Below are 14037 nucleotides of genomic sequence, written 5' to 3' on the forward strand. Positions count from 1 at the left end.
ATTAATATAGTAATCAATAACCAGTTTTCTAATAACTAATCAACCAATAATATGAAAACAGTTCTCGTAACAGGCGGTGCAGGAGAAATCGGCTCTGCAATTTGTAAGCAATTTGCTGAAAATGGTTTTTCAGTCATTGCAACCTATAATAGCAATTCCACAAAAGCAGAGAAATTATTGGATGAACTGAGCCAATTACCAGTAACCAATAACCAATCTACTAATCACAGTATTTTCCACGCTCCAACTACCGATGCACAGAAAGTAAATGATTTAAAGGCATTTGTTACAGAAAAGTACGGAAAATTAGATGTATTGGTCAATAATGCAGGAATTACGACACCCGTTCCGCACGATGATTTAGATGGCTTGACAGACGAGTGGATTGATAAAATCATGCAAACCAATTTCAGAGGTTCGTTTGCGATGGTAAGGGCAATGAGAGACTTATTAGATAAAGCGTCTTATGAAAGTAAAGAGTCATCTTTGGTAGTCAATATTTCATCTATTGCAGGAATTTACGGCATCGGAAGTAATGTTGCGTACTGTGCTTCAAAATCTGCCATAGATTCTATGACACGCTCTTTAGCAAGGGCTTTAGCTCCAAAAATTAGGGTTGTATCTGTTTCACCAGGCTTTGTAGAAGGAGAATATACCAAAAATTTCGACCCAGCTTATTTGCAAAATCAAATGGATAATACACCATTAGGACGTTTTGCAAAAGGTATTGATGTGGCTAATGTGGTTTTTTCACTTGCCACTTCCATGACATTCTCAACTGGAAATATCATTACAGTTGATGGTGGTAGATTGTTAAAATAAACTGGTAGAGACGTTGCATGCAACGTCTAAGGCGAGCCCCATTTGTACAACGAATTTGATAAATTAAATATTACAGATGAAAAAAGCATTCTTATTTTTTATCGTATTGGTTCTTTTCACTGGCGAAGAACTACTTGGACAGGTAAACCTCATTCAAAATGTATCAGCTCGAAAAACCTTATCACTTGATGGTGTTTGGGATTCTCAGGTTGATATTGTTGGTGTTGGCTCTCTGGGTCGCTTTGGACTTGTTCAAGATAGAAAACCTACGAAATTTGTTTATAATGGCGACAATCCTCGAAACACTGAGTTGGTTGAGCAAGACATGGACGTGGCCGAAAAAATAAATGTTCCGGGAGATTGGAATACCCAAAAGGAGAAACTGTTTCTCTACGAAGGGAACTTATGGTATAGAAAAAAGTTTAGCATTGCCCCCCAACCCAACAAAAGGTACTTCATCTATTTTGGGGCGGTGAATTATGAAGCTACTGTTTATCTAAACGGCGTTAGAATAGGCCAGCATAAAGGAGGTTTTACGCCATTTCAGTTTGAAATTACGAAAGAATTAAAAAATGGAGAAAATAAACTTCTCGTAAATGCCAATAACACCCGAGGAGACGACAATATACCCACCAAAATTGCTGACTGGTGGAACTACGGAGGTATAACAAGGTCAGTTTCATTAGTAGAAGTATCTGAAACTTATATTTCTGATTATTTTATTCAATTAGATAAGGGAAAACTTTCTGAAATAAAGGGTTGGGTGAGAGTTTCAGGTTCACAAAAATCACAGGCTGTTAATGTCGAGATTCCAGAGTTAGGATTGAAACAAAGTGTTCAAACAGATACTTCTGGATACGCTGAACTCAATCTTTCGAGTAAGAAAATTCAGCATTGGTCACCCGAAAATCCAAAAATGTATGAGGTAATTTTATCTTCTGCCAATGACAATGTAAAAGATAAAATAGGCTTTCGTACCATCGAAACCCGTGGAACAGAAATTCTCCTAAATGGGAAACCGATTTTTTTAAAAGGTGCGGCCATCCATGAGGAGGCTCCATTCAGAACTGGTAGATGCTATTCAGAAGCCGATGCCCGTACTTTATTGACTTGGGCAAAAGAATTGGGCAGTAACTATGTTCGTTTGGCTCACTACCCACACAATGAAGCAATGACCCGTATGGCCGATGAAATGGGTCTTTTGGTGTGGTCGGAAGTGCCAATTTATTGGAATGTGAAATTTGAAAAGCCAGAAGTGTATGCCAGTGCCGAAAAACAATTATTGGAAAACATCAGCCGAGATAAAAATCGAGCATCTGTCATTCTTTGGTCAGTAGCTAACGAAACCAACGAATCTGAACCGAGATTAGCTTTTTTGAAAAAACTCCTCGAAAAAACAAAAGCTGTTGACCCCACTCGTCTTACCACGGCGGCCTTACTTGCCAAAGAAGGCAAAAGTGAATTTAGCTTAGAAGACCCACTGGGCGAATTTGTTGATGTAATGGGTTGTAACGAATACATAGGTTGGTACACTCTGCCAGCCGAACTTGCTCCAACCATTAAATGGACTTCAAAATATAATAAACCCTTGATAATGAGTGAATTTGGTGCTGAAGCCATTGCAGGTTTACACGGTAGTCCAGACGAAATTTGGACTGAAGAATATCAAAATAGAATATTCGAAAACCAAGTGAAAATGTTAAATAATATCCCTTTTTTGAGAGGAACTTCGGTTTGGGCTTTGATGGATTTTCGTTCACCATTAAGACTTTTACCAATCAAACAAGATTTCTTTAACAGAAAGGGCTTGGTTTCAGATGCGGGAATTAAGAAAATGGCCTTTTTCACCCTAAAAAATTGGTATCAAACTAAATAAGAAACAATGAAGATAATAGACCTTTCTGTAACTATTTCAGAAAAAATAAAAGAGCCAATGGCCACCAAAATCGACTACGAAGACCATAAAAATGGTGCAAAGAAGATTGGTGCAATGCTTTTTGGTGGAATGACCGATTGTTTTGTAAATGATAATGGTCCAGCAGGCGAAACGCTGACCGTAACAAGCCATTGTGGAACCCACGTAGATGCTCCATATCATTACTACCCAACTTGCGAAGGCAAACCTTCACGCACCATTGATGAAATGCCTTTGGAGTGGTTTTTTCAAGATGGCGTTGTGCTTGATTTTACCGATAAACCAGATGGCTATATGTTCGAGCCTGAAGATTTAATCGAAAAACTCGCCGCTATCAATTATACCCTAAAACCGATGGACATTGTTCTGATTCGTTGTGATGCCGATAAGCGTATTCATGATGATGATTTTGTAAAAATCCACGTTGGGGCATCAGCAAAAGCTACTCATTGGCTCATCGACCAAGGTATTAAAGTAATGGGAACCGATGGCTGGGGTTGGGATATTCCATTGCATATTCAAGCGGCTGATTATAAGGCAAATCCAAGACCGGGAGTCATTTGGCAAGCTCATTATGTAGGTATCGAAAAAGAATACTGTCAAATAGAAAAATTGGCAAATCTTGACCTATTACCACCTTTTGGCTTTAAAGTAGCTTGTTTTCCAGCAAAAATCGAAAAAGCAAGTGCTGGCTGGACAAGAGCAGTAGCTATTTTGGAGGATTAGTTATTGGTAACTGGTTATTGGTATTTTATTGGTAACATGGTAAATTGTATTCTTTTTCAATCTTAATATCGTATGAAATCATTCACTGAATTAGAGGTTTACAAGGTATGTAGAAATTTAAGAAAATTAATTTCTGATTTAGTGAAGAACAGGTTTCCCGATAATGAAAAATATAAACTCTCAGACCAAATCATAAGAAGTTCGAGAAGCATAACAGCGAATATCGCAGAAGGCTTTGGAAGATACTATTACAAAGAAAATATTCAGTTTTGTAGAATGGCGAGAGGTTCTTTAAATGAAACATTGGAGCATCTAATTGTAGCTTTTGACGAAAAATATATTGATGACCAAGAATTGTTGAAAATGAAAATCGAAATTGATTCATGTGGTAAATTACTGAATGGATATATAAATAGCCTTAAAAGTTTGCAAAAACCCAAAGAAGAAGACCAATAACAAGTAACCAATTACCAATAACTATGATTTTAGAACTTGCAAGAATAGACATTAAAGAAAGTACAAATGCCGAATTTGAGGCAGCTTTAGAAAAGGCAAAAGGCGTGATTTCACAGGCGAAAGGTTTTCAAAAAATAAGCGTGAAAAAATGTATCGAGCAAGCGAATCGCTACATTTTATTGATTGAGTGGGACACCCTCGAAGACCATACCATTGGTTTCCGAGAGTCCGAACTTTTTAAAGAGTGGCGAGCATTAATCGGCCCATTTTTCTTAGAACCACCATTGGTACAACATTATATTTGATTGTGGATTTGGGATTTACGATTTTGGATTTAAAATCTTGTATTTACCCAAATTTTAGATAAAATATTCAATCCTTAATTAAAGAACAAATGAATGAAAAATCCGAAATCCGAAATCATATTTCCAAAATCCTTGTAGTTGGAGCTGGTATTGGCGGCCAGTCGGTTGCGATTGGTCTGAAAAAAGCTGGTTTTGAGGTAGATATCGTAGAAATTCATAAAGAATTTAATGTTTATGGCGTAGGTATTATTCAGCAAGCCAATGCCCTCAGAGCCTTAGATGCCATCGATGTTGCCGATGAAGCCATGCGTCGAGGTTCGCCTTATGGTAAAGTTAAACTATGTCTGGCTCATGGTGTTCAAATCGGCGAAGCTGGAACCCCACCGATTGGTCGTTTCCCGAGTCATAATGGTATTTCTCGTAGAATTCTGCACGATGTTTTATTTGAAGAAGCACAAAAAGTAGGATTGAAATATCGAATGGGCGTGACTGTCGAAACTATTGATAATCAGCCAGATGTAGCTAATGTAACTTTCTCTGATGGTACTTCGGGTAGCTACGACATTGTCATTGCAGCCGATGGCGTAAATTCAAAAGTACGTAAACTCATTTTTGGCGAATTTAAAACAAGTTATGTAGGTTTATCGGTTTGGCGATACGCGTTCAAGCGTCCAGCCGGCTTAGATACTGGCTATATTTTCTTCAATAAAAAGCACAAACTCGGCGTAATTCCAATGACGGCTGATTTGTGTTATATATTTGTGAACTCGGCAGAAGGCGATAACCCAATGATTCCAGAAGACCAGTTGGTTGATAAGCTAAAAGCATATATGTCGGCTTATCCGATTCCGATGGTTCAGGAACTCATTCCACAGGTGACAGATGCCAAATTGGTTAATTATCGTACGCTCGAAACCCTCAAAATGCCTGCTCCTTGGTACAAAAACCGTGTGGTAGTGTTGGGCGATGCCGCTCATACAACCATTCCACAACTCGGCTCGGGGGCTGCTTTGGCTATCGAAGATGCGGTGGTTTTGATTGAAGAATTGCAGAAAGAAGGTTCGGTTGAGGAAATATTCGAAAGATACATGAAGCGTCGCCACGACCGTTGTAAAATGGTGGTAGAGGTTTCGGAAACTTTGGGTGCTTGGGAACTACTCGAATACACCGACCAACCATTGCCCGAAGGTGCAAACATGGGTATGCTCATGGGCAAAACAGGCATGGCATTGACACAAGAGATATAATAATTTACGATTGTTCATACTCCATTCGTTCATTCGTAAATCATAAATCGAATCAATCGTAAATAAAATATTTATGAAATATCTGGGTCTAATTTTTATCCTTTTATTGGGGTGTAGTCAAGAGAAAAAGGACAATAATCCAGCCACAAAAATAGCTTGGATGTTTTCCGAAAGCCTTAACAAAGCCAAAGAAAACAGCAAGGTATTTGGTAGCGATAGCCTCGAAATGGTTTCGAGTACAGAGACCGATTTTTTTATCGAACCTGGCCAACCACCTTATAATAAGGCAAATGCCCCGCTGTTATTGATACCCGTTGATAACTCCAAACCTTTTACTTTTTCTATCAAAGTCAGTCCAACGCACCTTGTAAAATATGATGCAGGAATGGCCTTTTTGTATGTAAATGATTCGGAATGGCTCAAATTTGCCTTTGAAGTAGATGAAAGAATGATTGGAAGAATTGTAACCGTAAAAACTAAGGAGTTTTCGGATGATAATAACCATGATGTCATTCCTGCGAAATCGGTCTATTTAAAGATTTCATCCGATACCAAAGTGGTTGGTTTTTATTATTCGCTTGATGCCAAAACTTGGCAATTGGTGAGGGTTTTCAAAAACGAATATCCACAAAACCTTAAAATTGGCATTGGTTCTCAATCGCCCGCTGGAAAGGGAAATAAATCTATTTTCTCCGAATTTCAATTCGCCGAAACCAACGTAAAAGATTTCCGAATGGGCATTTAAAATATTTTGTAACAAAGAATCAAAATGAAACTCGTAACATTCTTAAATAAAAATCAAGAAAGCCGCATCGGTTGGCTCGTGGGCGAAAGTATAGTAGATATGCGTTTGGCCAGTGAAAAATTGCCGACCGACATGCTCACTTTTATTGATAATCACGAAGTCTATTTCGAGATTATCAAAGCGTTGGTCGAAGTTGAGCCACATTATAGCTTGGCAGAGGTAAAACTTTTAGCACCGTTGCCCAATCCACGTAGTTTCCGTGATTACATCGGTTTTGAGATGCACATGCAAAATGCCTCTCGCTCATTCGGACATAAAATTGGTCCTGCTTGGTACGATATGCCGATTTTTTATTTCACCAATCATCAAGCTATTTATGGTCCTGAGGATGAAATCAAACGTCCAACCAAAGAAACCAAATTGGATATTGAACTTGAAATTGCTTGTATCATTGGTAAAAAAGGCAAAGATATTAAAGCTGCCGATGCTCGACCGTATATTTTTGGTTATACGATTTTCAATGATTGGACAGCCCGTGCGATTCAAAAAGTAGAAATGGAGATTCCGCTTGGGCCGCACAAAGGCAAAGATTTTGCCAATGCCATTGGCCCTTGTATCGTTACTGCCGACGAAATGGAGCAGTATAGAGTGCCATTCGATGAGAGTGTATTTCAAGAACCCATCAGCGTACCAAAGGTGGCGGGCGACAGGCTAAATCTGAAAATGACTTCTCGTATCAATGGCCAAACCGTTTGTGAAGGAAATTATAAAACATCGTACTATAACTTTGAGCAAATGATTGAGCGAGCTTCTGAAAACAACGTAAACCTTATGCCGGGCGATATTCTTGGCTCAGGTACACTCGGTTGGGGCAGTTTAATCGAAAATAATTTTACCGTTCATCGTCCACTTGAACCGGGCGATGTGGTTGAACTCGAAATTGAAGGTATCGGAATTTTAAGAAATAAAGTAGTTTAGGTTAAGAAGTTTAAAGAGTAGAATTTTCCCGTTAGGGAATAAATATTGGTAATGAGGAAAATCTCAAAAGATTACTAAATCCCGTAGGGATGAAATATATTATTTTGAAGATTATTTTTCTACCAATATCAAATGCCCACGGCATAATATTGACCAACTAATTTCAAAAGCTGATAAACGTAGGGTAGATTACTTACGTTTATCAGCATTTTTGCGTAAGAATCAAATTGTTTTTTATATCAAATACCAATAAAAATCATGAAAAAAAGTACCTTAACTACCTTACTCTTAACAGGCTTTGTGAGTGCAATCGCTCAAGAACCAGTTTTTAAGGTTATCCAAAATAAAGGTGGGAAAACCATCGCTTATGCTCCAACTTCGGGAGTGAAAATTTTGACTATCAATGGCTTATCGTTTAAAGACCTTAATAAAAACGGCAAACTTGATAAATACGAAGACTGGCGTTTGGCCGATGATATTCGTGCCAAAGATTTAGCATCGAAACTTACCGTTGAGCAAATTGCGGGTTTAATGTTATATTCTTCACACCAATCTGTTCCTGCTCGCCCAGGTGGATATTTTGCAGGAACTTACGGCGGAAAACCTTTCAAAGCTGGCGAAACAGACCCAAGCGATTTGACCGACCAACAAAAGAAATTTTTGGCCGAAGATAACCTTCGCCACGTATTGATTACAACCGTTCAAACACCAGAAATAGCGGCCAAATGGAATAATAAAATGCAGGCTTACTGCGAAAGTGTAGGTTTGGGAATTCCTGCAAACAATAGCTCTGACCCACGCCACGGAACCAAAGCAAAAGCCGAATACGATGCTGCTGCGGGTGGTGAAATTTCGATGTGGCCAAGTTCGTTGGGTATGGCTGCCACTTTTGACCCAACTTTGATTGAAAAATTTGGTAAAATAGCCGCTGCTGAATACCGTGCTTTGGGAATCACAACGGCTCTTTCGCCACAAGTAGATATTGCTACCGAACCTCGTTGGGGGCGTTTCAATGGCACATTTGGTGAAAGTCCGTGGCTTTCGGCAGCAATGGGGCAAGCCTACTGCGATGGTTTTCAGTCGAGTGTTTGGGGAGCGAAAAGTGTAAATGCGATGGTAAAACACTGGCCAGGTGGCGGTGCTGGAGAGGCAGGACGTGATGCACACTACGCCAATGGGAAGTTTGCGGTTTATCCAGGCAATAATTTCGATGCACACTTGATACCTTTTACACAAGGGGCATTTAAACTCAAAGGACAAACCAAAATGGCTTCGGCAATTATGCCTTATTACACCATTTCATGGAATCAAGATAAGAAAAACCATGAAAATGTGGCCAATAATTACAACAAATACATGATTACGGACTTGCTTCGTACCAAATATGGCTACGATGGCGTAGTTTGTACTGACTGGTCGGTGGTGGCTTTACATAAAGCCATGGATTCGTTTTTAGATGGTAAAGCGTGGGGTGTAGAAAACCTTTCTTTGGTCGAACTTCACTACAAAGCATTGATGGCAGGTGTTGACCAATACGGTGGTAATAATAATATCAAGCCACTCTTGGAAGCGTATGAAATGGGCATCAAAGAACACGGTGAAGCCAAAATGAGAGCCAGAATGGAACAATCGGCTGTGCGATTATTGAAAAATATTTTCAGAGTTGGTGTTTTCGAGAATCCATATTTGAATACCGAAGAAACAAAGGCCATTGTTGGAAAACCTGAATTTATGAAAGCAGGTTACGAAGCACAGTTGAAATCAATTGTTATGCTTAAAAATCAAGCAAAAACATTACCGATAACTACAAAAAAGACGGTTTATGTACCGAAAAGATTTGTAGCTGCCAGTCGTAACTTCTTGGGTATGGAAACACCTGCTTCGGAAGATTATCCAGTAAATTTGGAAATCGTGAAAAAGCATTTTAATGTAACCGATAATGCCGAAGAAGCGGATTTTGCCTTAGTTTTCATCGAAAATCCAAAGGCTTCGATAGGTTACGACAAAGAAGATACTAAAAATGGTGGAAACGGCTATGTACCAATCAGTTTGCAGTACAGTGATTATAAAGCCGATGATGCCCGTGAGGTGAGTATTGCAGGCGGAGATATTTTAGAGAATTTCACGAACCGTTCGTACAAAGGAAAAACAGCAAAAGTACCAAATATCACCGATATGCAATTGGTGCTAAATACAAAAGCCAAAATGAAAGGCAAACCAGTGGTGGTGGTAGTGAATACGACTAACCCAATGGTTTTCTCTGAAATTGAGCCATCTGCTTCGGCTATTTTGTTGAGTTTTGGTGTGCAAGACCAAGCCATTATCGAAACCATTGTGGGTAAAAATGAGCCATCGGCACTTTTGCCAATGCAAATGCCAGCCAATATGAGCGTAGTAGAAAAACAAGCCGAAGACGTACCTTATGATATGACTTGTCATAAAGATTCGGAAGGAAATGCCTATGATTTCGGCTTTGGTTTGAACTGGAAAGGTATCATCAAAGATGCAAGGGTGGCGAAGTATAAGAAATAAGTAAAAGCCATATAACAAAAATGCCTTGCCCCAATAGAGCAAGGCATTTTTGTTGTTTAGTAAATTTAATTTTTAGCTCGTATGGTCAGAGACAATCAACCATTTGCCGTTGATTTTTTTGAGTACGAGCGTAAAATAACCACCAACGTCGCCTTTTTCTGGGCGAGTGAGATGCCATTTCCCCAGTACCCAACAGGTAGTTTTTGAATGAAAATCGGTTTTCTGAATATCGAATTTTAACGTACCCATCGTAGCTCGGTCGGGGTAGCTTTTGTTATATCGGTCAAGTGTTGCCTTCCAGCCATAAACAACTCCCTTCGAACCAATAAACATGAGCGAGTCAGACTTCCAATAATCTTCCATAAAGGCACTGATATTTCCATCGTTCCAATTTTTATTTTGACGTGCCAAAACGCTCAATACTTCATTGCGTTCATTGGTAGATTGAGCGACAGACTTTAGTGTAAAAAGTATAAAAAAGCATAATAAGAAGCTATTTTTCATCGGTTTAGGTTTGGTTTATAGATGAGTTTTGATTATTTAGTTTTTAAAAATTCGTCAACAAAGTGTTGTTTTTGTTTAGGTTTTAGAAATTTTTCGGTGTTATATTCCTTTGATTTATTTTTTGCAATTGATAACGACTTCCAATTTTCATCTTGTGCCATTTTACCAATAAAAACGATTTGCCCAACATGATACGGATAATGTGCGAGTTGTCGATTGATTGCCTCCGAAACACTGTGCCCTTGATTTCTGATATAAATTATTTTATCTAAATCTTCGACCACTAAACTATCTAAGGCATTAAAAAGACATTGCCAACCTTCATTCCATTTATCCACTAATTCACTTCTGTCTTTAATATCATTTTCAAATTCGGCATCTCGATTTCTCCACTCTTTTTCTCCATCCGAAACCATAAAATCAGTCCATCTTGAGAGCATATTGCCCCAAAGATGTTTCACAATCATGCTGATACTATTACTTTCGGAATTATATTGCCAAAATAACTGCTCATCAGTCAATTGTTCAAATGTTTTTTCGCCAAGTAATTTATAATATTCAAATTGTTTTCTGGCACTCACAATGTAATCGCTTGTCATTTTCTGTAAATTTTATCGAAAAACTATAAATTCCTTTAAATCAGATTTATCTTTGCACGAAAGCATAAATCTATTAAATTTTCGTGAATAAACAAGCAATTTGGTTTATTGTAAATCCGATTTCGGGAGGCAAGAAAGTACACCAGTCAATAGTTGAACTGATTGATATTCAATTAGATAAGCAATTATATTTACCTAAAATATGCTATACCGAATATGCAGGACACGCTACTGAAATTGCAGCAGATGCCGTTAAAAATAAAATACCAATAGTGGTAGCGATTGGCGGAGATGGTACTGTAAATGAAGTGGGAAAAGCCCTGATTCACACCAATACCGCTTTAGGAATTATTCCGACGGGTTCAGGTAATGGCTTAGCAAGAGAGTTGGGAATCCCGATGAAAGCTGCAAAAGCCATTGAATCGCTGAATACGCCTGTAAGCAAGCAAATTGATGTATGCTATGCCAATGAAGTACCTTTTTTCTGTACGGCAGGCATTGGTTTTGATGCTCACTGTGCCGATATTTTTTCAAAAATGAAGGGCCGTGGATTGATAAATTATGTAAAAGTTGGCTTTTCGGAATTTTGGAAATATCAACCTTTAAAGTGTGTTTTTGGAGCAAATATTTACGAGGTTTTTAGTATAACTTTCGGTAATGCCAGTCAATTTGGGAACAATGCCTACATTACTCCAACTGCAATTATTGATGATGGTTTGATTGATTGTACGATAATTAACCCACCGTCGGCTTTGCAGGCTTTACCCATGATTGCTCAATTATTTAACGGAAATATTCATTCATCTGACCTTTCAGAGAATTATAGAGGAACAAAGTTTAAGGTTTCAAACGACCAAAACTTCTTGATTCATTACGATGGTGAGCCTCTACAATTGAATACAAACGAGTTGACTATCAGTATTTCAGAGAAATGTTTAAGAGTAATAATATGAAAAATAAAAAAGGTAGCCCACAGGGAGTTGTGTATTCGACAAACCCTGATTTTGAATTTAATTTCGGGGAAGACGAAGACCCCGAAACACTTCCTGCCCAACAACAAAATTTTAAGATTTGGCTGGACAGAAAAGGTGGTAATAAGATTGTCAGTCGAGTAGATGGATTTATAGGAAAAGATGAAGATTTACAAAGTCTAAGAAAGAAACTCCAAAATCTTTGTGGTAGTGGCGGCACTGCCAAAGATGGTGAAATTCTGCTACAAGGCGACCACCGTGATAAAATCTTAACCTTTTTGCTCAAAGAAGGCTATAAAGCCAAGAAGGCTGGCGGATGAGATTTTGAATTAAGAATGTAGCGGGCGGCGTTCCGCAATTATGAATTAAAAAAGAGTTGCAAGAATGAATTAGAACTGAAGTATCATTCACTCAATAACGCATAAATATGACTGAGCATCAAATAAAAGTAGAAAGAACAGCACGATACTATACTTTGGGGGAGTTGAATGAAAACACAAAAACGATTTGGTTTGTAGTACATGGATATGGTCAATTATCGCAGTATTTTATTAAGAAATTTGCCAGTATTGTAGATAATCAAACTTTTATAGTTGCTCCAGAAGCTCCATCGAGGTTTTATTTAGGTGAAGATTTTAAAAGGGTAGGAGCTTCGTGGATGACTCGTGAATTACGCCAGTCGGAGATTGATGATAATAATGATTATCTGAATGCTCTTTACGATAGTTTATTAAAAGACCATGATTTAAACAATATTAGTATCAATATTTTGGGTTTCTCGCAAGGGTGTGCTACTGTTTGTCGATGGTTAGATACTGGACAAATTAAGTGTAATCGACTACTACTTTGGGCTGGCTTTTTTAGCAATGGAATTAGAGAAGTAATTGAACCAGAAAAACTAAAAGATGTAGAAACCTATTATATTTATGGCGATAAAGATGAGTTTTTGGTTGCTTATCCCGAGATTACAGAGAAGTTTATGGCTACCATGATTCAAGACTTTAATCCTAAGGTTATACGTTTTGATGGAAAACATACGGTCGATGAACCTACACTTAAATCAATTATCGCAGGATTTTAAGCTAAACTTACTGAGTCTCCGATTTTGATTTTTCCGCTTTTGATGACTATACACGTGATACCTCCGTGACCACGCATGGCGTTGTAGCCACCTGTTCCGAGGTTTTGCTCCATTCTACTACATGGATGACAATAACCTGTCATTTTCAGAATGGCATCGCCAATTTTGAATTCTAAATTATTGAGAGCCAAAAGATTAAGCCCAGAAACAACGATATTTCTACGCAAAAGTGCTGGGTCAATGCTTTCTTTTTGAAGCATTTTGCTTACCGCTTCAATATGTTCGGCTTGAATAAGTGTTACTTGGCGTTTTTTGCTACTTCCTTTATATCTATCGCCAATGATTCCTTTTTTCTCAGAAACCTCAATTTCATCTACTTCCACGATTTCTCCACGAGAAGTTGGGCCAGGGCGATAACTCAACCATTCTACTTTTCCTGCGTGGGCGAAAGTCTGCATCAATTCTTTTATTTCCATGATTTACAAATGAGGCGTATCAAATTTCTGTTTTTCGTAGGCTTGGCAGAATGGTTTTAGATTACATTCTCCGCATTTGGGTGTACGAGCCACACAAATATACCGACCATGAAGAATAAGCCAATGGTGAGCAACCGCAATTTTATCTTTTGGAATATGCTTGATTAATTGTTTTTCTACTAAAAGTGGAGTTTTTGCCGTTTTCGGAACCAAACCCAAACGATGTGACACCCTAAAAACGTGCGTATCAACCGCCATAGCAGGTTGATTGAAGATTACCGAAACGATAACATTGGCCGTTTTACGTCCAACTCCAGGCATTTTTTGCAAATCTTCAATCGTGTTTGGCACTTCCGAGTTAAAATCATTGACCAAAATACGAGCCATTCCAACCAAATGTTTGGCTTTGTTGTTAGGGTAACTTACGCTTCTTATGTATTCAAAAACTTCATCAGCGGTTGAAGCTGCCAGACTTTCAGGCGTAGGAAAACGAGGGAAAAGCTTCTCTGTAACTATATTTACTCGTTTATCAGTACATTGTGCTGACAAAATTACGGCAACCAATAATTCATAAGGATTTGAATAGTTAAGTTCGGTTTCGGCTTCAGGATAATTAGTGCTGAAATACTCAACTAATTCATTATATCGTTCTTTTTTTTGCATTCTTGAGCCATTATTAA

At 38.3% G+C, this 14037-nt stretch carries 16 protein-coding genes; 12 read left to right on the top strand and 4 right to left on the bottom strand.

Annotated elements, in window-relative coordinates; translation table 11 throughout:
• Positions 1-51: 51 nt before the first annotated feature.
• The 9 genes from IEX65_RS18645 (at position 52) to IEX65_RS18685 (ending at position 9726) form a co-directional block, all read left to right on the top strand.
• A complete protein-coding gene (locus IEX65_RS18645) occupies positions 52-822 on the top strand; it encodes an SDR family NAD(P)-dependent oxidoreductase (RefSeq protein WP_188768151.1) in 771 nt (256 codons plus the stop codon).
• 76 nt (positions 823-898) lie between these two features.
• Positions 899-2698: a glycoside hydrolase family 2 protein gene (locus IEX65_RS18650; protein ID WP_188768152.1), complete on the top strand. Its 1800-nt coding sequence runs from the start codon at positions 899-901 to the stop codon at positions 2696-2698.
• A 6-nt stretch (positions 2699-2704) separates the two neighbouring features.
• The gene (locus tag IEX65_RS18655; RefSeq protein ID WP_188768153.1) at positions 2705-3463 is read left to right on the top strand and encodes a cyclase family protein; all 759 of its coding nucleotides are present in this window, start codon (positions 2705-2707) and stop codon (positions 3461-3463) included.
• Positions 3464-3535: 72 nt separating this feature from the next.
• Positions 3536-3919, top strand: a complete 384-nt coding sequence (locus IEX65_RS18660) for a four helix bundle protein (RefSeq protein ID WP_188768154.1) — start codon at positions 3536-3538, stop codon at positions 3917-3919.
• A gap of 23 nt (positions 3920-3942) precedes the next feature.
• Positions 3943-4224 carry an antibiotic biosynthesis monooxygenase family protein gene (locus IEX65_RS18665; protein WP_188768156.1) on the top strand — a complete coding sequence of 94 codons (282 nt, stop codon included), beginning with the start codon at positions 3943-3945 and terminating at the stop codon, positions 4222-4224.
• A gap of 89 nt (positions 4225-4313) precedes the next feature.
• Complete coding sequence (locus tag IEX65_RS18670; protein ID WP_188768158.1) at positions 4314-5471, top strand: FAD-dependent monooxygenase; 1158 nt, start codon at positions 4314-4316, stop codon at positions 5469-5471.
• A gap of 73 nt (positions 5472-5544) precedes the next feature.
• Positions 5545-6216 (top strand): DUF1349 domain-containing protein, encoded by a 672-nt coding sequence (locus IEX65_RS18675; protein WP_188768160.1) that lies wholly within the window; start codon positions 5545-5547, stop codon positions 6214-6216.
• A 24-nt stretch (positions 6217-6240) separates the two neighbouring features.
• Complete coding sequence (locus IEX65_RS18680) at positions 6241-7194, top strand: fumarylacetoacetate hydrolase family protein (RefSeq protein ID WP_188768162.1); 954 nt, start codon at positions 6241-6243, stop codon at positions 7192-7194.
• A gap of 258 nt (positions 7195-7452) precedes the next feature.
• Entirely contained in the window at positions 7453-9726 is a 2274-nt protein-coding gene (locus tag IEX65_RS18685) for a glycoside hydrolase family 3 protein (RefSeq protein WP_188768164.1), read from the top strand.
• Between the two features lie 72 nt (positions 9727-9798).
• On the opposite strand, the gene IEX65_RS18690 is transcribed toward IEX65_RS18685, so the two are convergent.
• Both IEX65_RS18690 and IEX65_RS18695 read right to left on the bottom strand, forming a co-directional pair.
• On the bottom strand, positions 9799-10230 hold the full coding sequence (locus IEX65_RS18690; protein ID WP_188768166.1) for a YybH family protein: 432 nt from the start codon (positions 10228-10230) through the stop codon (positions 9799-9801).
• A 32-nt stretch (positions 10231-10262) separates the two neighbouring features.
• Positions 10263-10829: a DUF1572 family protein gene (locus tag IEX65_RS18695; protein WP_188768168.1), complete on the bottom strand. Its 567-nt coding sequence runs from the start codon at positions 10827-10829 to the stop codon at positions 10263-10265.
• An 83-nt stretch (positions 10830-10912) separates the two neighbouring features.
• On the opposite strand from IEX65_RS18695, the gene IEX65_RS18700 reads away from it, so the two are divergent.
• From IEX65_RS18700 to IEX65_RS18710, 3 genes are all read left to right on the top strand, one after another.
• Positions 10913-11782: a diacylglycerol/lipid kinase family protein gene (locus IEX65_RS18700; protein ID WP_188768169.1), complete on the top strand. Its 870-nt coding sequence runs from the start codon at positions 10913-10915 to the stop codon at positions 11780-11782.
• Entirely contained in the window at positions 11779-12120 is a 342-nt protein-coding gene (locus tag IEX65_RS18705) for a translation initiation factor (protein WP_188768170.1), read from the top strand. Before IEX65_RS18700 ends, IEX65_RS18705 begins: the two co-directional genes overlap by 4 nt.
• A 107-nt stretch (positions 12121-12227) precedes the next feature.
• The gene (locus tag IEX65_RS18710; RefSeq protein WP_188768171.1) at positions 12228-12881 is read left to right on the top strand and encodes an alpha/beta hydrolase; all 654 of its coding nucleotides are present in this window, start codon (positions 12228-12230) and stop codon (positions 12879-12881) included.
• Here the strand turns inward: IEX65_RS18710 and IEX65_RS18715 are convergent.
• Positions 12878-13357, bottom strand: coding sequence for an MOSC domain-containing protein (locus IEX65_RS18715; protein WP_188768172.1), 480 nt, complete (start codon positions 13355-13357; stop codon positions 12878-12880). The two genes, IEX65_RS18710 and IEX65_RS18715, sit on opposite strands and share 4 nt — an antisense overlap.
• Positions 13358-13360: 3 nt before the next feature.
• On the bottom strand, positions 13361-14020 hold the full coding sequence (nth, locus tag IEX65_RS18720) for an endonuclease III (RefSeq protein ID WP_188768173.1): 660 nt from the start codon (positions 14018-14020) through the stop codon (positions 13361-13363).
• Positions 14021-14037 lie beyond the last annotated feature (17 nt).

It is taken from the genome of Emticicia aquatilis, from assembly GCF_014644295.1.
GTDB lineage: Bacteria > Bacteroidota > Bacteroidia > Cytophagales > Spirosomataceae > Emticicia > Emticicia aquatilis.